21 protein-coding genes and 1 tRNA gene are annotated in these 18,948 nt (G+C 36.3%); 7 read left to right on the plus strand and 15 right to left on the minus strand.

The genetic code is table 11. The annotated features are described in order from the left end of the window. Window positions 1-422: 422 nt before the first annotated feature. On the minus strand, window positions 423-866 hold the full coding sequence (locus BUC25_RS12480; protein WP_073202209.1) for a DUF5392 family protein: 444 nt from the start codon (window positions 864-866) through the stop codon (window positions 423-425). 163 nt (window positions 867-1,029) lie between these two features. Here BUC25_RS12480 and BUC25_RS12485 point away from each other — a divergent pair, with 163 nt between their 5' ends. After that, entirely contained in the window at window positions 1,030-1,749 is a 720-nt protein-coding gene (locus tag BUC25_RS12485) for a metallophosphoesterase family protein (protein WP_073202210.1), read from the plus strand. A 375-nt stretch (window positions 1,750-2,124) separates the two neighbouring features. Here the strand turns inward: BUC25_RS12485 and BUC25_RS12490 are convergent, their stop codons facing one another. Together BUC25_RS12490 and BUC25_RS12495 are read right to left on the minus strand one after the other, a co-directional pair. Further along, window positions 2,125-4,215 (minus strand): heavy metal translocating P-type ATPase, encoded by a 2,091-nt coding sequence (locus BUC25_RS12490; RefSeq protein ID WP_073202211.1) that lies wholly within the window; start codon window positions 4,213-4,215, stop codon window positions 2,125-2,127. Continuing rightward, on the minus strand, window positions 4,187-4,555 hold the full coding sequence (locus BUC25_RS12495) for an ArsR/SmtB family transcription factor (protein ID WP_073202212.1): 369 nt from the start codon (window positions 4,553-4,555) through the stop codon (window positions 4,187-4,189). Before BUC25_RS12495 ends, BUC25_RS12490 begins: the two co-directional genes overlap by 29 nt. A 172-nt stretch (window positions 4,556-4,727) precedes the next feature. Here BUC25_RS12495 and BUC25_RS12500 point away from each other — a divergent pair, with 172 nt between their 5' ends. The 3 genes from BUC25_RS12500 to BUC25_RS12510 are packed head-to-tail and all read left to right on the plus strand — an operon-like array spanning window position 4,728 to window position 6,655. After that, complete coding sequence (locus BUC25_RS12500) at window positions 4,728-5,102, plus strand: GntR family transcriptional regulator (RefSeq protein WP_073202213.1); 375 nt, start codon at window positions 4,728-4,730, stop codon at window positions 5,100-5,102. Continuing rightward, the gene (locus tag BUC25_RS12505; RefSeq protein ID WP_073202214.1) at window positions 5,092-5,961 is read left to right on the plus strand and encodes an ABC transporter ATP-binding protein; all 870 of its coding nucleotides are present in this window, start codon (window positions 5,092-5,094) and stop codon (window positions 5,959-5,961) included. The genes BUC25_RS12500 and BUC25_RS12505 overlap by 11 nt, the downstream gene beginning before the upstream one ends. Next, window positions 5,945-6,655 carry a hypothetical protein gene (locus BUC25_RS12510; protein ID WP_073202215.1) on the plus strand — a complete coding sequence of 237 codons (711 nt, stop codon included), beginning with the start codon at window positions 5,945-5,947 and terminating at the stop codon, window positions 6,653-6,655. The genes BUC25_RS12505 and BUC25_RS12510 overlap by 17 nt, the downstream gene beginning before the upstream one ends. A 493-nt stretch (window positions 6,656-7,148) precedes the next feature. On the opposite strand, the gene BUC25_RS12515 is transcribed toward BUC25_RS12510, so the two are convergent. From BUC25_RS12515 to BUC25_RS12530, 4 genes are all read right to left on the minus strand, one after another. Then, window positions 7,149-7,742 carry a histidine phosphatase family protein gene (locus BUC25_RS12515; RefSeq protein ID WP_073202216.1) on the minus strand — a complete coding sequence of 198 codons (594 nt, stop codon included), beginning with the start codon at window positions 7,740-7,742 and terminating at the stop codon, window positions 7,149-7,151. Between the two features lie 13 nt (window positions 7,743-7,755). Beyond that, window positions 7,756-8,397: an HD domain-containing protein gene (locus BUC25_RS12520; protein WP_073202217.1), complete on the minus strand. Its 642-nt coding sequence runs from the start codon at window positions 8,395-8,397 to the stop codon at window positions 7,756-7,758. Between the two features lie 61 nt (window positions 8,398-8,458). Further along, window positions 8,459-8,932: a tRNA (uridine(34)/cytosine(34)/5-carboxymethylaminomethyluridine(34)-2'-O)-methyltransferase TrmL gene (gene trmL, locus BUC25_RS12525; RefSeq protein ID WP_073202218.1), complete on the minus strand. Its 474-nt coding sequence runs from the start codon at window positions 8,930-8,932 to the stop codon at window positions 8,459-8,461. Between the two features lie 105 nt (window positions 8,933-9,037). Beyond that, window positions 9,038-9,877 (minus strand): amidase domain-containing protein, encoded by an 840-nt coding sequence (locus tag BUC25_RS12530; RefSeq protein ID WP_073202219.1) that lies wholly within the window; start codon window positions 9,875-9,877, stop codon window positions 9,038-9,040. Between the two features lie 206 nt (window positions 9,878-10,083). Between BUC25_RS12530 and BUC25_RS12535 the strand changes: the two genes are divergently transcribed. Together BUC25_RS12535 and BUC25_RS19400 are read left to right on the plus strand one after the other, a co-directional pair. After that, window positions 10,084-10,392: a hypothetical protein gene (locus BUC25_RS12535; protein ID WP_073202220.1), complete on the plus strand. Its 309-nt coding sequence runs from the start codon at window positions 10,084-10,086 to the stop codon at window positions 10,390-10,392. Window positions 10,393-10,564: 172 nt separating this feature from the next. Further along, window positions 10,565-10,708 (plus strand): hypothetical protein, encoded by a 144-nt coding sequence (locus BUC25_RS19400; protein WP_170862698.1) that lies wholly within the window; start codon window positions 10,565-10,567, stop codon window positions 10,706-10,708. A gap of 177 nt (window positions 10,709-10,885) precedes the next feature. On the opposite strand, the gene BUC25_RS12540 is transcribed toward BUC25_RS19400, so the two are convergent. The 5 genes from BUC25_RS12540 to BUC25_RS12560 all read right to left on the minus strand — a co-directional run bounded on the left by BUC25_RS12540 (window position 10,886) and on the right by BUC25_RS12560 (window position 14,986). After that, a complete protein-coding gene (locus BUC25_RS12540; protein ID WP_073202221.1) occupies window positions 10,886-11,371 on the minus strand; it encodes an AAA family ATPase in 486 nt (161 codons plus the stop codon). Window positions 11,372-11,396: 25 nt separating this feature from the next. Then, a complete protein-coding gene (locus tag BUC25_RS12545) occupies window positions 11,397-11,900 on the minus strand; it encodes a methylated-DNA--[protein]-cysteine S-methyltransferase (RefSeq protein ID WP_073202222.1) in 504 nt (167 codons plus the stop codon). A 9-nt stretch (window positions 11,901-11,909) separates the two neighbouring features. Beyond that, the gene (gene queG / locus BUC25_RS12550; RefSeq protein WP_073202223.1) at window positions 11,910-13,049 is read right to left on the minus strand and encodes a tRNA epoxyqueuosine(34) reductase QueG; all 1,140 of its coding nucleotides are present in this window, start codon (window positions 13,047-13,049) and stop codon (window positions 11,910-11,912) included. Window positions 13,050-13,064: 15 nt separating this feature from the next. Further along, the gene (locus BUC25_RS12555; protein ID WP_073202224.1) at window positions 13,065-14,771 is read right to left on the minus strand and encodes an ABC-ATPase domain-containing protein; all 1,707 of its coding nucleotides are present in this window, start codon (window positions 14,769-14,771) and stop codon (window positions 13,065-13,067) included. A gap of 141 nt (window positions 14,772-14,912) precedes the next feature. After that, a tRNA-Gly gene (locus tag BUC25_RS12560) sits at window positions 14,913-14,986 on the minus strand. Window positions 14,987-15,171: 185 nt separating this feature from the next. Between BUC25_RS12560 and BUC25_RS19175 the strand changes: the two genes are divergently transcribed. Then, window positions 15,172-15,306 carry a lmo0937 family membrane protein gene (locus BUC25_RS19175; RefSeq protein ID WP_139251827.1) on the plus strand — a complete coding sequence of 45 codons (135 nt, stop codon included), beginning with the start codon at window positions 15,172-15,174 and terminating at the stop codon, window positions 15,304-15,306. Window positions 15,307-15,329: 23 nt separating this feature from the next. Here the strand turns inward: BUC25_RS19175 and zupT are convergent, their stop codons facing one another. From zupT to BUC25_RS12575, 3 genes are all read right to left on the minus strand, one after another. Next, a complete protein-coding gene (gene zupT, locus BUC25_RS12565; RefSeq protein ID WP_073202482.1) occupies window positions 15,330-16,136 on the minus strand; it encodes a zinc transporter ZupT in 807 nt (268 codons plus the stop codon). Window positions 16,137-16,982: 846 nt separating this feature from the next. After that, window positions 16,983-18,434 (minus strand): PH domain-containing protein, encoded by a 1,452-nt coding sequence (locus tag BUC25_RS12570; protein ID WP_073202483.1) that lies wholly within the window; start codon window positions 18,432-18,434, stop codon window positions 16,983-16,985. Continuing rightward, on the minus strand, window positions 18,427-18,909 hold the full coding sequence (locus tag BUC25_RS12575; RefSeq protein ID WP_073202225.1) for a PH domain-containing protein: 483 nt from the start codon (window positions 18,907-18,909) through the stop codon (window positions 18,427-18,429). Before BUC25_RS12575 ends, BUC25_RS12570 begins: the two co-directional genes overlap by 8 nt. Between the last annotated feature and the right edge of the window lie 39 nt (window positions 18,910-18,948).

An 18,948-nucleotide genomic window follows, 5' to 3' on the forward strand; every position in this document is an offset into this window, starting at 1 on the left:
CTTAAGTGCAGTTCATTTCATTCTATTCATTTAAACATAATATAAAGAACAATAATTTCTTTATAAAGAACATATGTATATAATCTCATGAGTTGTAAGGCTTGTCAACTGTATTTTGGGTAAAAAAAGAAGGACGAGTATTCACTCATCCTTACTATAGCCTATTCTTTTTCGGTTTTTTAAGGTAGAACTAAACGATGCCTCCACCTAAACCAAGTAACATTATACCGAAAAAAAGTGAACTGCTACCACTTAATTTCGTTTGAAGCAAAAGCTTTTAAGTTCTATACTTTTAAGACGCTTAAAAAAGAAGACTTCTTTCGGTAATACGTTAAACATATTTGTTGTCGTTACCAGGTAACCAAGTGTCCTAGTACCAAACCAAGTACTCCCAGCAAAAAAACCACTGGCAGTCAGTGGTTTTAGTCTTCCATCATTTTTTTACGGTCATTTTCTTCAGTTAAAAAGTTCATAAAAGTATGAATTCCCATACGTGGTTGCGATTTAATCAGGGAAATATAATCCTTCTTTTTATAATCGTTAATGACATCACTTTTCTTAATTCTCGTTACCATGTGCTCCACTTCTAACTCTTTTATCTTCCTTTTGATATGCTTTGATTCTTTATATAAGGCTAATCCAACTGCTGCCATGAGTGCATAAACAACTGCAATCGCAAACATACCATTGGAAAAACCACCAAAGAATACGAAAAAGATTAAGTTAAAAAGAGAGATAAACAATAATGGTACGGCAAACATCATATATTTTGTATTCTTTTTGATTAATGGATTTATTTTCTGAAACAATTTTTCTAATTCCAGTTTCATAAATGACGGCAACTCATTTGTAATAAAAGAAAACATTTAGAAACCTCCTTAATAGAGTTATTCCCAAATAGCATAAATAGAAAACCTGTGAATAATCTGGGGATGCTATATCTATATTATACGTTTTTCGAAAAGAGAACGTCAAAATCTTTGCTTTTGAAAAGTCTCATACTTTATCATTAATAGTGGAGGTGTTCATATGAGAATTGCATTTCTTTCAGACATTCACGGAAATGCCGAGGCACTTGAAAAAGTAATCGAAGATATTAAAACAAAGCACGTAGATCGGATTGTTATGCTCGGTGATATTGCATACCGGGGACCAGAACCAGCTAAATCAATTGATCTGATTCGTTCTTTGACTACAGACGTCATTAAAGGCAATGCAGATCAGTGGGTAGTACGCGGCGTTCGTGAAGGCGAAGTGCCGAATCAAGCGATAGACATCATGCAAAAAGAACAGCAATGGACAAGGGATCAATTAACTGAGGATCATATAGCTTATTTAGAAGACTTGCCTTCTGAACTTTCTTTTGAAGCAGATGGAATCAGAATCCATGCTTTTCATGCCACCCCTGATAGCTTATTTGATGTTGTCTTACCAAATGTAGCAGACAATGATCTACTGAAAAAACTTACTCAAAAAGAAGAAGCAGACCTGTATTTATATGGTCACATTCATAAAGCATATCAACGCACTATTGAAGGAAAAACCATCGTCAACTTAGGTAGTGTTGGTCTACCATTTGATGGGATAGCTAAAGCATCATATGTATTGGTAGACATTACGGATGGTCAAGTACAGACCAGTAATGTCCGGCTGCCATATGATATAGAAAAAGTATGTCAACTGTATGAGGATGTCAGTTATCCAAATATAGAGAAGATGCAAAACATTATTCGCTCAGGACGTAATTAACTTTCAAAAAAACACTAAGACAAAAAGAATTCCTTAACTTCAATCACGAATGATGGAATTACTACACAATTAAAGGATTATGCGACATAACTCTGACGGTAATTTTGAAATGATTCATGAGTGTGGTATCCGCTTCGGCTTGGCCACTCCCCTTTCCATGGGGTTTTTCCTTCAGCTAACTTTTTAAGCGAACTTTGCTTAAAAAGTTAGCTTAGGGTGAAAACCCGCGGAAAGGGAAGCGGACAAGCCGGAGCGATTGTGACACAGTTATAAAATCTCATAATTACCACTTTGGTTATGTCGTATAATCCTTCTAATACGCATGAAATTCAAAAGATCATAAAGTCTATTCAAATCATCTTTTGGATTTAATTTTTAAACCATATTCTTCTGCATCAATCTTAAAGCATTTAGTACAACGATTAAGGTCGCTCCCATATCAGCAAATATCGCTAACCATAGCGTTAACCAACCAGGAATCACTAATAATAACGCTATTACTTTTAAGCCAAGAGCCAGGAAAATATTTTCTTTGATAATTCGTAATGTCTTTTTACTTAACTGAATGGTGTCTGGTATTTTTGCAAGATCATCCCCCATTAAGGCGACATCTGCTGTTTCTATTGCAACATCCGTTCCTGCACCACCCATTGCAATGCCAACATTTGCTTCTGCTAACGCTGGTGCATCATTAACACCGTCTCCTACCATCACCACATTTCCATATTTATTCTTTAATTCTTTAATAGTAGTTAATTTCTCTTCTGGAAAAAGATCTGCTTTTACTTCCGATAAATCTAATGCTTTTGCAATGTTTTTAGCTACGCTATGATGATCACCTGTTAACATGATCGCATGTTTAATTCCTTGCTGATATAACCTGTTGATTTGATCCACTACATTATTTCTCGGTTGATCAGCCACTGCTATATATCCGATAATTTCATCGTTCGTTCCAACATATAAGATCGTCTTCGTTTCCAAACCTGAAACATCAGGCAAACGAAATCCCGCAAATAGTTTTTGATTACCAAGTTTGTATCTTGTTCCACGAATTGACGCTTCTACCCCTTTGCCTGTATACGATTGAAATTGTTCTGCTTCTGGTAATGTAATCGATTGAGTTCGCTTCATGATAGCTCTTGCAATCGGATGTTCGGAATAGGACTCTAAAGCTCCAGCAATTTTCAATACTTCTTCTTCTGTTCCTTTTAGTGCAGTAATATCTGTCACCACTGGCTTACCAATCGTTAAGGTTCCCGTTTTGTCAAAAGCAATCGCATCCACTTGCGCCAATTCTTCTAAATAGGCGCCACCTTTAATCAATACGCCATTCCTGGCAGCATTACCAATAGCAGTAACAATAGCAACTGGTGTAGAAATGACTAATGCACACGGACACCCCACCACCAAGACGGCGAGTCCATTGTAAATCCAAGACTCCCAGCTTAAGTTGAAAAAAAGTGGAGGAATAACCATAACAAGTACCGCTAATATCATAATAAAAGGTGTGTAATATTTAGCAAAACGATCGACAAATTGTTGTGATGGTGCTTTTTCTGCTTGTGCTTCCTCTACTAAGTGAATAATTTTGGCAATCGTTGTATCATCACTAAATTTCGTTACTCTGACAACCATAGCTCCTTCTTCATTGAACGATCCTGCGAAAACATTACTTCCTACTGTTTTTTCTACGGCTACAGACTCTCCCGTGATCGCTGCTTGATTGACCGAAGACAATCCTTCGATTACTTCGCCATCCATCGCTACTTTTTCGCCAGGTTTAACGACCATTGTATCTCCAATAACGACATCTTCTATATCTACTTCCATCCATTCATTTCCACGTTTAATAGTTGCACGATTAGGAGCAAGCTCCAATAAGGATTGAATTGAATTTCTTGCTTTATCCATTGAATAGCTTTCCACCGCCTCACTCAGAGCAAATAAGAATACGACTACCGCAGCTTCTGCCCATTCCCCGATGATGGCAGCACCGATTACTGCTATCGTCATTAATGTTTTCATATCAAATTGGAACTTTACTAAATTCTGCAAACCACTCTTAATTAAATCATATCCCCCGATAGCAATAGCAAGTGTAAACGTTGCGATCGTCAGCCAAAACGATTCTCCTAATTGGAAAAAGAAAACATAACCAATCAGTACAAATAATAATGATAATGCGGTTAATTGGTTTTCTCTTTTTTGATAAAAGGGAATTTGAGGCTTCTGTTCTTTCTCAGGATAAACCTTGATATGGTCAAAAGCACCTGCTTGTTCCAATTCTTCGATAGTTGTATTTCCATGGACCGTTAATTTAGCTGCGGAAAAATTCAATTCCACATCTTCAATATCTTCTAGCTTACGGACGTTTTTTTCAAATGTTGCAGCGCAATTGGTACAAGATAGGCCTTGCAATCGATACACTTGTTTTTCAGACAACTTTAACACCTTCTTCAGCATGTGTTTTTGCGATCGTTACCATTTGACGAACATGACTATCTTTTAATGAATAAAAAACCAGTTTTCCTTCCTTACGATACTTAGCTAACCCCATATTCCTCAACATTCGTAAATGATGAGAAGCTGTTGCTGTTGACGATCCAATAATGTTCGCTACGTCACAAACACATAGTTCCTTTTCAAGGGTCAATGCATACGTTATTTTGAGTCTGGTAGCATCTGATAATGCTTTAAATAATAGCTCTACACCTGATATTTCCTCGATTTTGGGTTGTACGCGATCTATAACAGCTTGATCATAACAATACGTTTCACAGGCATCTTGCTTGTACTTAGTCATTTGGTCCACCTCATTCAAATAATCATTTGATTGTTTGAATATAGTATATCGAAATATAGATAAATATGAAACCATAATCAGCAAGAAAATTTTAAAAAGGGCTTGCAAATTTCAACGCATTGTTATATAGTTAATTACATGAGTAACTAACCAATTAGGTGGTGAACTAAAATTGACAGAAAGACTCAAAGAAGATCAACCAATTTTCCAACAAATAGCCGAAATGATCGAAACAACTATTGTAGAAGGGGAATTACAAGCAAGTGACAAAATACCCTCCACAAATGAATTTGCTAAACATTATCAAATAAACCCAGCAACTGCTGCAAAGGGAATTAACTTGCTCGTAAACCAGGAAATTATATACAAGAAACGAGGGGTCGGTATGTTTGTTTCAGAAAAAGCGCGTGACATCGTCATCAAAAAAAGAAAAGAACAATTTTATGATCAATATGTGCAACCAATGCTAAAAGAGGCTACAAGAATTGAGTTAAGTGAAGAACAATTAACAAAATGGATTAAGGAGGTTTACAATCGTGGAAATTAGAACAAATCATCTAACGAAAAAATACCGAAAAGAAGTGGCGCTTGATGATTTATCTTTTCAATTATCAGGAGATAAAATTGTTGGGTTATTAGGTAAAAATGGTGCCGGAAAAACTACATTAATGCGGTTATTGGCAGGACATTTTGCACAAACAAATGGTGAAATGCTCATAAATCAAGAATCGCCATTTAATAACTATTCCTTATCAAAAAATATTTGCTTGATCATGGAAAGCAATAACTTCCATGATAAGTTTACCGTAAAAGACATTTTAAAAATTTCTTCAAAATTTTACCCATACTGGGATAAAGAATACGCAGAAGAATTACGAGAGGTTTTCCGTCTCAAACCGAAGAAAAAAGTAAAAACCTTATCTAAAGGGATGTATTCCGCATTAGGTATTATCGTAGGTTTGGCTAGCAATTCTCCTATTACCATTTTTGATGAGCCTTATATTGGTTTAGATGCTGCCTTTCGCTCGACATTCTATGATTTATTATTGGAATCCTATGAACGCAACCCACGTTTGATTATACTTTCTACACATTTAATTGATGAAGTAAGTAAATTATTTGAAGAAGTAGTGATCTTACAGGAAGGTACATTATTACTACATGAGTCTGTGGACGATTTAGCAAATAAACATATTTTATTATCAGGTAACAAAGAGGAAGTAGAACAATTTGCATCCAACAAAAATGTGATCCATGAAACATCAATGCTAGGACAAAAAACCGTCGTATTATATGATGAAACTATCACGGATCCAGCTGGACTAAAGGTGAGTCGGGCAAGCTTACAAGAATTATTTGTCTATTTAACAAAAGAAGAGGTGAAGCGACATGCTCGAGCAAATTAAATTAAATTTATATTTCTTTTGGAAAACTTCATGGATGACACTGTTAATTTTTTGGTTGATTTATGCAGGTTTTGTATTATTCATGCTACTAATTACTTTTTCATCAGATGGTGGCATTGAAATGATGGGTGTTAACACCTTTCCTAGTATGATTTTCTTTGTTATTTTTGGGGTTTATTTTTTCAGGGAAACCTTTTCCAATGTGATTAAATTTGGGATTACCCGAATGAGTTACTATGTATCGTTAATGATCTATATCGTACTTTTCAGTATACTCATGACTACGATTAGTCAACTGTTTATCAAATTGATCGAATCTCTTATTGAACTTTTCAACATTACCAACTTTACCTTTACCGGGATCGATCTGAACATGATCGAGAACATTTCACAATGGGAGTTCATTTTATACGAAGCGTTAATCTATATATTACTATTTCTACTTAGTCTATTATTTGCAAGTATTTTTTACCGTTTTGGTTTAAAAGTAGGGTTCTTAACGTTATTAGTATTTCCTTTAGCTTTTGTTTTTAAGGATGTTGCTGAGATCATTTTTGACGCTCTAGCATACTTACTTATTGGTAGTGAAAAGTATCAAGCATTTTACTTTTTGATACCGTACCTTGTTCTTGCTTTATTACTGTTACTACTCACGAAGAGGTTAAGTGTCGTCGATCAGGTAACATATAAATAATTTATAAAAACCGGAACAAGCCCACCCAGTCCTTTTAGTGGTAATTTTGAAATGGAAAATAGGTATAATACCCGCTTCGGCTTGCCCACTTCGCTTTCCAGGGGGCGTGTCTTCAGCTAACTTTTGTAAAGAAGTTCACTTTACAAAAGTGGATCTTCAGATCACGCTAATCCCCTTGGAGTCGAAGTGGACGCCTACGCTATTTTTTGCATTACAATGTTGTACATGCTGGACATACTGATTTTATTACACATTTTAATAAGCTCAAAAAGTTAGCTGCCACATCCATTGTAGAATAGCATTATAGCGTAGGCCGTCCGCTTCCACTCATATGGGATGATTTTCGCCTAAGATCCGCGATCAGTGCTTACTAAAGTTAGCTTAAGATGTGTCCGCGGAAAGGGAAGTGGACAGCCGTAGCGAGGGGTTAATAGTCACTATATTACAAATTGGTTAACCAAAAACAGTAGGTGGAATTTCTCCATCTACTGTACTATACATTACCTTTTTGATTAATGGTAGAAAGGTGATCTGTTTGATTATAACGATTTATTTTCCAAGACTCGTCCAACCATTCAATATGCGAAATACAACCATTTCCTAATGTTGTTTTACCTGATCCAATCTCCCCTTTTGAATAAAGAGATAAAATCATATTGATCACAGCACCATGAGCAACTAGTAATACTTTTTTGCCTGTATAGTGTTGATGAATACTATTCAAGCCATCTACTAATCTTGTAGAAAGTTCTTCTCTTCCTTCCTGATTCGGATAGTTTCCACCGGAGAAGTAACGTAAGCGCTCTTCTACAGTCATACCTTCTGCATCCCCAAAGCCTCTTTCGCGGAATTCGTCCATTTCTATCATCGAAAGATTTAAGTACTGATTAATAATGGTAGCTGTCTGTTTCGCTCTTTGTAATGGGCTAGTAATCAGAAGATCCCAATCTGTAACTTGTAAAAATTGACCACATTCGTCCGCTTGTATTTTTCCATTTTCATTGAGCGGGATATCTGTTTGGCCTTGGATTCTACCTTCTGCGTTCCAATCTGTTTCACCATGCCTAACTAAACAAACCGTTGTCATATTGAGCCCCTCCTTATTCGTGAATTTCCTCAAAAAACTGTTCTAGAAATTGATGCATAAAATGATGACGTTCCTTTGCTAATTTACGTCCAGTTTCTGTATTCATCAAATCTTTTAATTTTAATAGTTTTTCATAGAAATGGTGAATTGCACTAGATTTTTCATGTCGATACTGATCTTTGCTCATCTCTTCTCTTACTTCAATATCCGGATCATAGATAAGTTGACCTTTTTGACCAGAATAAACAAAACATCTGGCAATGCCAACAGCACCGATTGCATCTAATCGATCTGCATCCTGGACAACTTTTCCCTCAATTGTTGTTAAAGGTATGCCATTTCCACCTTTAAATGACATGTGTTTAATGATCGTTATGATATGTTGAATATCTTCTTTCATTATGTTTTGTGATTCTAACCATTTTTGAATCGTTGCTAATCCTTGTTCTTCATTTTCTACTACTTTATCATCCGCTAAATCGTGTAACAATGCGGCAATGGTTACAATAAATAGATTTGCGCTTTCTTCTTTTGCTATTTTTCTTGCCGTCTTGGTCACTCGTTCGATATGGTACCAATCATGACCAGACTTTTCATTTAATAATTGCGCACGGACCATCTTTTCGGTATGTAAAATAATATTCTCCTGCTCCATTCGATCACCACTTTTACATAATTTTTTTATGAATAAAAAAACCACAACGGTTATGCTGTGGTTAGTCTAGGCCAGGAAAGCCTTGTTGCTTCATGACATCGTAGACAACAATTGCTGCTGTATTAGACAAGTTTAACGATCGCACTTTATCCGTCATTTGCAGACGAAGACAACGATCTTCTTTTCCTTTTAATAAATCTTTTGGTATACCATTTGTTTCACGGCCAAATACGAAGAATAAATCTTTATCACTTTCACTAAAGTCAAAGTCTGAATAGTATTTCGTACCAAAATTCTCAATATAATAAAACTCCCCTTGAGGAAACATTTGATACATTTCATCTAAAGAATCATAATATTGGATTGAAACGTCGTGCCAATAATCTAAGCCCGCTCTTCTTAACATTTTATCATCGGTTGAAAAGCCAAGCGGACGAATTAAATGTAAATGGACATTTGTAGCAAGACAAGTTCTTGCAATATTTCCTGTATTCGCCGGAATTTCTGGTTGATATAATACGACATGTACTGCCAATTTCGTTCACCTCAACTATTGCTTACTAACCTAAACATTATACCATATTACAGTATTTTTGCACCCTCCACAATGAAGTATCTTACGAACAATTACTTTATTTGGTTAATCGCCTATTTTAAAAAATCGATACTTGCAATTTGGAGTCCATGCGGCAGAATCCTCATACGTCCAATATCGATGTCTACTATTATTAGTATGGGCGTTAACCAATGGCATATTGGCATCATCTTTGGTTACTACAATCGTTGTATGATCCCATTTGTCATCACCTTCAAAATCGTAACAAATCACGTCCCCAGGAAGAAGTTGAGTTGGTTCACTTAATTCCTCTCCTTTTAATCCAGAAGTAGATCCACTTAAATACCAACGAAAAGCATTCGCAACAGACCAGCTGAAACTCCAGCTTGTATGATTATACCACCACCCCTTCGCTCGATTTGGAGCACCGTGCATCGGCGCGCCCCCTGCTCGTAAACACTGAGAGATATAATTGGTGCAATCATTATCATCAAAATGCTTATAAGCTGGGTTTGCTTCATTCCACCATCTTTCTGCATATTGAACCGCTGCTCTGCGATCATAGATAAATCGACTTGCATATTCGCCTAAACTCATTTTTTCGAAATCTGGTATTTCTAGCTGTTCTCTTTCCATTAATACATCTTCATTTATCTCTCCCTTAACAATTATGGCTTTTCTATTTTCAGATTCTTCTTCATGATAAAAGCTGTGCTGATCTTCAATAAAATAAGTACGATTCAAATTGTAATATATCTCTACTCCTTTTTTTGTTTGCAAAACTTTCTTCTTTTTACCGGTCACATGAATTTGTTTAATTGTTTTATGATATTTTTGGTGCAGGTTTCTTTTTGTTTGAAAAAGATCATCTTCATAATTTGATTTAGACTTCCAATAGGATTCTACTAATTTCCATTCAGACACCTTATCCCTCCTTTCTTTATATATATTCGTTAAACAAATGAAAATCACACATATCAAATGACCAACTACTATTTCAATAGATAAATATGTCACGATGATTACTTTTTTTACAAAATATTACCTTTATATTAAAATGCCTTTTTTGATGATTATTTGTTTTTTCACGGGGTATCAGTAGAGTGAACAAACTACAAGGAGGAATAAACATGATGAAAAAATTCTTATCAATGATAGGTGTATCTGTACTAACAGTCGGGGTATTAGCAGCTTGTGGTGAAGATGAACCAACAGAACCAGTAGAGGAAACACCAACAGAAGAGCCTGCACCAGCTGAAGAAGATGCACCAATGGAAGAAGAAGCACCTGCAGAGGATGAGGCTCCTGCAGAAGATGAGGCACCAACAGATGAGGAAGCTCCAGCTGACGAAGAGGCGCCTATGGAAGAAGATACTGAAACGGAAGAGGACAACGAAGCTGAAATGGAAATGGAAGGCGACGTTGAAACTGAAGAGTAATTTTTATATTGTTGAAAAGGTAAGCGGCTATCGCTTACCTTTCTTTATTTATGTAAAAGCTTTTTTAACACTATTAAAGTATTGTAAATTTTGTTAAAATTTGTATTAAGACGTATCTTTTCATTCCAAATTATCGTATATATGGGTAGTACAGAAAAAAGGAGGGATGAAAATGATTAAAAAGAAATGGTTCTCTATTTTTGCGGTTACGGTTCTGTCTATTAGTCTTCTTACAGCTTGTGCGGAAGAAGAAGGGGAAGAGGATCAATCAGAAGAAACGACAACAGAAGAAACAAACGAAGAATCTGAAGAATAAAAAGAACTTGGTCTACATACCAAGTTTCCTACTGAGTACAATTTAAATTAATTATCGCGGAATCCGAATGATTGCAGTTTCAATAAGATTTACAATCATTCGGATTTTTTAATTAAATTATAATAAAGTGTGTATATAATAGCATTTCAATACTACGCCAAAAGCAAAAATTTTCATTTAAATGTAACGGACAATCTCGTCAACTACTTGCTCAATCGGTGCAGTAGCATCAACTGTAATTCCTTTTTTCGGAAGGTCTTCTTTTGTTTTATGCAATCGAGCAATAAGTTCTCGTTCCGTTTTTTTTCCACCAAACTCATTTTCCGGCCGTTCTTCAAGTCGCTGATTCAACGTGTCAATACCGACTTCAAGGATAAACACACCATCGAATAAATCAATAAATTTCGAAAAATTCCTAGATCCACCGCAAAAAAATGTTATTTCAGCATTCTGATTACCGACCAAATCCTTTACTTTATCGACATCCCAAATGTGGTTTTCGTGCGTCGCGCTATCCATAGGTATGCCAGTCTCTGGATCACCTTGGTATGCCAATTCACGGTCACCATGAATAGTTTGGTAACCGCGTTTCTGTAATTCTTCACAGACCGTGGTTTTTCCAGTACCGGAGACACCTTCTATTAGATAATTTCTGATACCCATAGCAAGACCATCCGTTCCGATAGTTTTAGTGTTTTTTTTCTAATCTTAATAAAAATTCTTTCTTGTCAATACCTCCACCATAACCAACTAATTTCCCACTTTTCCCAATTATTCGGTGGCATGGTACAATAATCGAAATTGGATTTTGATTATTAGCTCCTCCTACCGCTCTGACTGCTTTAGGTGAACCAACAATGTGTGCAATTTCCTGATAAGAACAAGTAGTTCCATAAGGTACTTGAGTAGCCAGTGCTTCCCAAACCTTTTGTTGAAAAGATGTACCGTAAAATTTATAGGGAATTGTAAAAGTCCTTCGTTTTTGGTAAAAGTACTCATTAAGCTGTTCAAGGATATCCTGAAATGGGACTTGGTCCTTCTTTAACTCAAGGGGAAGCATATTTTTACTTAACCATTTATTGATTTTTTGATGCTTATCTTCAAAACTCCCGAATTCCATACGAATTAAATAGTTCTCTTGGCTAATTAATGTCAGTATTCCTAATGGGGACTCATATTCAGTATAATACATCGTAACCTCCTAAAGAAATTCCTTTTCCATTTCTAATCCTTTGTTCATTTCATTAATTACTTCTTCATTTGTTTCTTGTATTTTTGCATCTCTTATTGCTTGAAACCCTCGTTTTTCACCAATCTTACCTATTGACCAAGCAGCTGTTCCACGAATTACGGGCCTTGGATCCTGTTGCATCAGCTCTATTAGAACATCTAAAGCAGCTACTTCTTTGTAGTGACCAAGTGCTATAATCGCATTTCGTTGCAGAGGCTTTTTACCTCGCCATGAACCAGCCATTTTCCCGAATTTCGATTTAAACTCTTTGTTTGAAATCGACAACAGGTCTACCAATCTGGGTTTGACTAAATCAGGATCTGGCTCAAACTGTTCATGATGATGAAAATCAACACCTTTATTATACGGACAGACCACCTGGCATGTTTCATACCCATAGATAAAATTGCCAAGTTTGTCTCGGTGTTCATCAGGGAGAAAACCTTTTGTTTGAGTGAGATATGCTAAACATTGCTGGGCATTCAATCTACCCGCCTCCACAAGTGCGCCTGTCGGACAAGCATCCAGACATTTGGTACAAGTGCCGCAACCTTCTTGTAATGGTTGATCCGCTTCAAATGGAATATTGGTGATCATTTCACCTAAGTACATATAGGAACCATATTCCGGTGAGATGATCAGCGTATTCTTTCCACTGAAGCCAATACCAGCACGTTCTGCTACTGCACGATCTGATAATTCACCAGTATCGACCATCGAGCTATATTGGAAATCTCCTATTTTCTCTTGCAAAAAGTCAGCAAGTTGATCCAGTTTTTCCTGTAATACAAGATGATAGTCCGTTCCCCATGAAGCTCGACAAAACATGCCGCGACGATCACCTTTAACGCTTTTTGGATCATTTTTTATTCTTGTTGGATAAGCAAGTGCAATGGCTATAATTGATTCTGCTTGTGGCAACAACCGCTTAGGTTCTGTACGTTCTTCATTACTGCCTTTTTCAAATCCTGATGCATAACCTAATGCTTGCTGTTCTTCCAGTCTTGATTTTAAGGTTGAAAATGTATCCACACTGGCAAACCCAATCTTGTCGATGCCAATTTCTTTACTAAACTGGATGAGTTCTTCTTTCAACTGTGCATATGCCATTACACTCACCTCCTTCTATTTTTGCTTTATTTTAGCTGTACGGATCCGATTCAAACATGCCGCAATTTCAAAACGTCTTGGACGAGCAAGGTCACCAGGATGTTGCTTGGGAAATGGCGCAAAAGCTTGCAAGCCTTCTTGATCAATAACCGTTTCGATATCATCTAGAATCTCAGTTAGTGGTTTCGCTTGTTTTAAGACAGATTTATCGTCCAAATAACGAAGGATCTCCGCAATCGCCCTTGTCTGTGAGCTATCGATTAATTGCTCCACATCCTGTAATTGGATCGAATGATTTCCCATTAGAATCAAATCAAGACCCTTTGCTTGGACTTTTTTCTTTTTTCCTTTTTGTAATTGTAAACTATTTGCTAAGAAAATACGCTGATTCATTGTGTGTTGTAATTCACCAGTAATTTTCTCCCGAGTCACAGGTTGATTTTTTACAATTTGTTGTGCTTTTTCCGTAACATTAAATGGTTTGTATTGATCCATCATGATCACTTCATTTGCGACGTCGAAGTAATCACCTGACCCTCCCATCACTAATATAGTAGAAATATTCAAGTGATCTCGTAATTGCTTTATTTTATCGATGAAAGGTGTTATCGGCTCCTTGTCTGGCGCTACAAGTGCTTGCATTCTGGCGTCACGGATCATGAAATTTGTGGCACTGGTATCTTCATCTATTAACAATGTGGAAGCGGAAGCCTCTATTGCTTCTACTACATTTGTTGCTTGTGATGTACTTCCACTTGCATTCTCTGTTGAAAACTTTTTGGTGTCCTGTCCATGTGGTAAGTCATTAATAAAAGCTGAAATATTTACAGAGGTTACCTGCCTTCCATCCTCTGCTCTGATTTTGACAGCATTAGGATCTGTTAACACATATTCTCGTCCATCACCTTGTATATGGTGATAAACACCTCTCTCTAATGCTTGTAATAATGTGCTCTTCCCATGATAGCCACCACCAACAATTAAGCTAATACCTTTTTTAATGGCCATACCTGTTAGAGGTTGATTTCGGTGAGGAATATCAATGGTAACACGATTTTCTTTTGGACTTTCAAATGGTACTGCTTTTGGTAATAGTTGATTACTAACGCCACTTTTTCGAGGTAAGATAGCTCCGTCCGCTACAAAAGCAATCCAATCTTGTTTTTTCATTTCTTCTCTAATTGCGATATGCTGATCTGCAAGTTGTACACTTTTTTCTAATTCATCATCCGACACTGAAAAAATCGAATTTTTCAGGATAGACGGGATCATGGTAAAGAATAATTTCTCTGCTTCTTTCCCATTAATTCTTCTGCCATTTGCAGGTAATCCTATTGATAAACAGATAACGGTAGCTTTATTATTTAATTGAACTGCTGTTCGTTCCAGTATTTCCTGTCCTGGTTTATCAATGTGGATCAGCCCACTTTTTCCCGAGCCTTTAGCAAAAGATGTTTCTTTTTGAATAGCATCTGCTACAGTACGTGCGATGTGATCTGCTGTATATATATTTCGTTCTTTTAATTGTTTCCATTCTTCTTTAATCGGACGAATTGAATGCGGTATGACGACTCTAATTTTAGATGGCGCTGCAAAAGGGTCGCCTTGTACGTAATCAATAGCTAATTGAAAGTGTTGAAAGGAATAGCTGCCCTGAATTGATTTATATGCTTTATAACTTTTTCCATCTATGTTTTTTAATAGTTGCTGTAACTTTTTCACTATATCAAAACTCCTCTTTCAAATTTAATGCTATGTTAAGAATACAAGTTAACACGTGAGACTTCAATAAGTAGTAATAATACCAATAAAAAAACGTAATGCTTCATTTTAAAAACGAAACACTACGTTCACACCTATGTATGGAGCGGGTGAAGGGAATTGAACCCTCGACATCAGCTTGGAAGGCTGAGGTTTTACCACTAAACTACACCCGCAACTAAATAATGAATATATAAGACATTTACATGAGTTTAAAATATATTTTACATTTCCTTTACGAAACCACGTGTTTTATTATAACAATCTACCAAAAGTAATGCAACAAATAATAAAAAAAAGTTTAATAAGAAACCAAAGGGGTATCTTATACATAACAAAAATAAAAAAGGAGTGATTCAACATGATTTGGACAATTATCGGTATCTTGTTATTAGCTTGGTTACTAGGCTTCCTATTCGAAATAGCAGGTGGATTAGTACACATATTATTAGTTATAGCACTTATCGTCTTCATAGTAAAAATGATACGAAGTTAAAAAAACGGGGAATCCCCGTTTTTTTATATGAATAATAACAGACTCAAAGCCATTACTGCCATACCAACGATCAATCCGTAAATGGACGTATGGGCCTCATCATATTTTTTGGCAGCTGGTAATAACTCATCAAGAGAAATAAATACCATAATACCTGCAACACCGGCAAAAATCATTCCAAACATAACGTCGGATAGAAAAGGCATTAAAAATAAAAAGGCAGCTAATGCACCGATTGGTTCTGATAAACCCGACAAAAAAGACAATTTAAATGCTTTTTTCTTATCACCTGTTGCGAAATAGATAGGTACTGATACAGCGATACCTTCCGGAATATTATGAATAGCAATGGCTACTGCTATGGCAATCCCGAGTGAAGGATCTTGTAGCGCTGCTGTAAATGTTGCTATACCTTCCGGGAAATTGTGAATAGCAATTGCTAATGCAGTAAATGTTCCCATTTTCAACAAAGCGCCGTCCCCATTTGGATTCTTATTCATATCTTCCACTTTCTTTAATTCATGCGGATTTCCTTGTTTAGGAATAAATTTATCAATCAATGCGATCAGAACCATTCCTCCAAAAAAACCGATCACCGTTAGCCAATTACCCTGAGTTTCTCCTAATTCACCTACCAGCGAATCCTTGGCTTTCACAAATATTTCTACCATTGATACGTAAATCATCACACCTGCTGAGAATCCTAACGCCCAAGATAAAAACTTCGTATTTGTATTCGATGTAAAAAAAGCTAATACACTACCAACCCCTGTTGCAAGACCTGCTAACAAAGTTAAACTGAACGCTAAAGCTACACCTTCTAATCCCATCATCAGCTGTACACCTCTCATAATCTAGTTAAAATAAAGTGAGACTTCAATCAATGGGCGTCTTACCCCCGCTGATTACTAGCCAATTTATCAGGAAGTTAGCATCTGTTTATTCCCCACTTAGCATCTTTGCTGACGCCTGAATTGAGAAGTGTGGAACCACAAACACCTACATCGTGATAAAAGATACATTTATATATATGTCATAAACCCGAAAAAGTTTCTCATAGGAAACATATTACACCTAACGCAAAAAATCGTCAATACTTTTTAAAAATCGAGAGTTTTTGCTTTAGTGAGATAATACACAGTACTTCAAGCAATATATGGTCATGATGTTTCGAGGATAGTAACTCTCATCGGGGTTTCGATCGATATTTTTTGATGTTTTTCCAATGATATAGCTTCTCATCGGCATTTCAATCGTTATTTACTTCCATAATGCCGATGAGACTCGTTTTCGTCGGCATTTCGATCATTATTTATTGCCATTTTGCCGATGAGACTCGTGCTCGTCGGCATTTCAATCATTATTTACTTCCATTTTGCCGACGAGACTCGTGCTCGTCGGCATTTCGATCATTATTTACTCCCGTTTTGCCGATGAGACCCGTTCTCGTCGGCATTTCGATCATTATTTACTCCCATTTTGCCGATGAGACCCGTTCTCGTCGGCATTTCGATCATTATTTACTTCCATTTTGCCGATGAGACTCGCGCTCGTCTACTTTTGATCGATATATAATGTTGAACTAGCTACCGTTGACTATCTTCAAAATTAAAACAAGTACTCAGATGTTTTTATTAATCACTGGCAACAAAAAAAGTCCCTTCTCTGAGGGACTTTTAGGAATCTATTCGATAAGAATACCAATCTGCAATTTTATCAACATCTTCAACAGTTAACTCTTTAACAACGAAGTGACGGCCCATGAATTTATTTAAAATAGCTGTATCTATCGTTGCTAAGTTTTGTTTACGGTGTAAGATATGTTGTTTCTTTTTGAATGATTGTAATCTTTTATGTTGTACTAATGCCGTATCCTTACTAAGGGTTCTGCTTTGCACCAACAATTGATTTTCGTTTAAAAGATAGCCCGTTGCCTTAAATTGAAAGTAAGCATAAACACACGCTAAAAACGTAATAATAAGTGGTATCCAAGCAAATTCAAAAAACATGACGGCAATTACGATAGTAGCAATCAACGGTAATATTGCTGACCTAATTAAATAATACGGCAAAGCTTTTTTAGGCAGTTTTGTCATACCTTCTATTTCGTATTGATATTCTGGTAATAATTCTTGTAAAAAGGATTTTACTTGGCTCTTTCGTAACAATGGGAAAATTAATGTATGCATTTCCTGATTTTGACTTATGTCACCACTTGCAATCTCGACATACATCGTCGCTAATCCTAACGGCTGCCTGATAAGTGTTTCTTTAATTCCGACCGCTTGGATTCGCTTAAGCGGAATTGTCGATTGTTTCTTTTCTAATAAACCTCTCGTAATAAACAATTCCTTCTCGTATCTGGTTATCGTAAAATTCCAGTATTGAATAATGGTCGCTAAAACACCTAATATCCATAACAATATTAATACGATAATGGCAAATATGATTAATATTTGAGCAGCTTGTGAAAATAGCCACTCGGTAACCTGATTATAGAAACGATCAGGAATTACACTTTCAAATTGAGAGAAAACAAGACCAAATAAACCTATTATAATTCCAAAACTTCCAGAAGTAGATCCTGCTACTAAGAGTGCGTTTGGTGTGATTTTTCTCTGAGCTACCGCTTCAGCAATGGATTCTTCTCCTGCAGCCTCCACATCTTCAACTTCTTCTTCCATCATTTGTTTTTTATACTTCAATTGGTCGTGAATCTTTTTTCCTTCTGCCATCTTTACCGCCGAAAGAGCTGCATCAATACGATGGTCACTTCCAGCCGTTTCAATCTGTACTTTCGTTAAACCCATAATACGATGAATGATATTCTGCGATAAATCAATGGATTGAATACGATGTTTCGAAATCGTTCTTTTTTTGCGTATGAGGATGCCTTGATGAATACGAATTTGATCCTCTTCCAATTGATATGTATACCGATACCAAGATAATACACTGAAGATGATGATAAGTGCCGCTAATACAGAGGCACCAATAATTACATAAAACCATGCATCATTTCCTACTGCTAAAATTACTAAAGGTAAGACACCAAAAATGGATTGTCTTATAGATTGAATAATATTAAAAATCATGGCTGCCGGGTGTAGTCGTTTTGGTTCAGACATCATCTTGTTCCACCCTCGCTAACTCTGATATTTGGTCTCGTAAATCTGCAGCTTCTTCTTCTAATAATGCTGGTATTTCATGCGTGGTTGCTGCTGTCGATATCTCCAATGTAGATAAACCATATTTTTTCAAGATAGGTCCTTGTTGTGTATCAACATGTTGAACACGTATCATTGGAACAACAGTTCTTGTAACAATTAAGATACCGTGTTGTATGTATACTTCCTGGTCATAAATTTGATAGCGCCATCTTTTCCATCGCAACTTTGGTATCAAAAACGCAGTGAATCCCCATTCTAAAATAGTGATGACTGCTAGGATAATTCCAACCCAATAAGGAAAAGGTTCAAAATAATAACTGACCACAAAAGCTGCTATCGTTAATAACAACGGAATAATTGCAATAAGATGTGCTGTTAATTGCCATGCTTTTACCGCATCTGTCGCGATTCTTTCATTTGGTTGCTCTCTCATTAGTTTCACCCTTTCTATGCTTAATAATTTATACGATTA

It is taken from the genome of Gracilibacillus kekensis (genome assembly GCF_900143085.1).
Classification (GTDB): Bacteria; Bacillota; Bacilli; order Bacillales; family Amphibacillaceae; genus Gracilibacillus; species Gracilibacillus kekensis.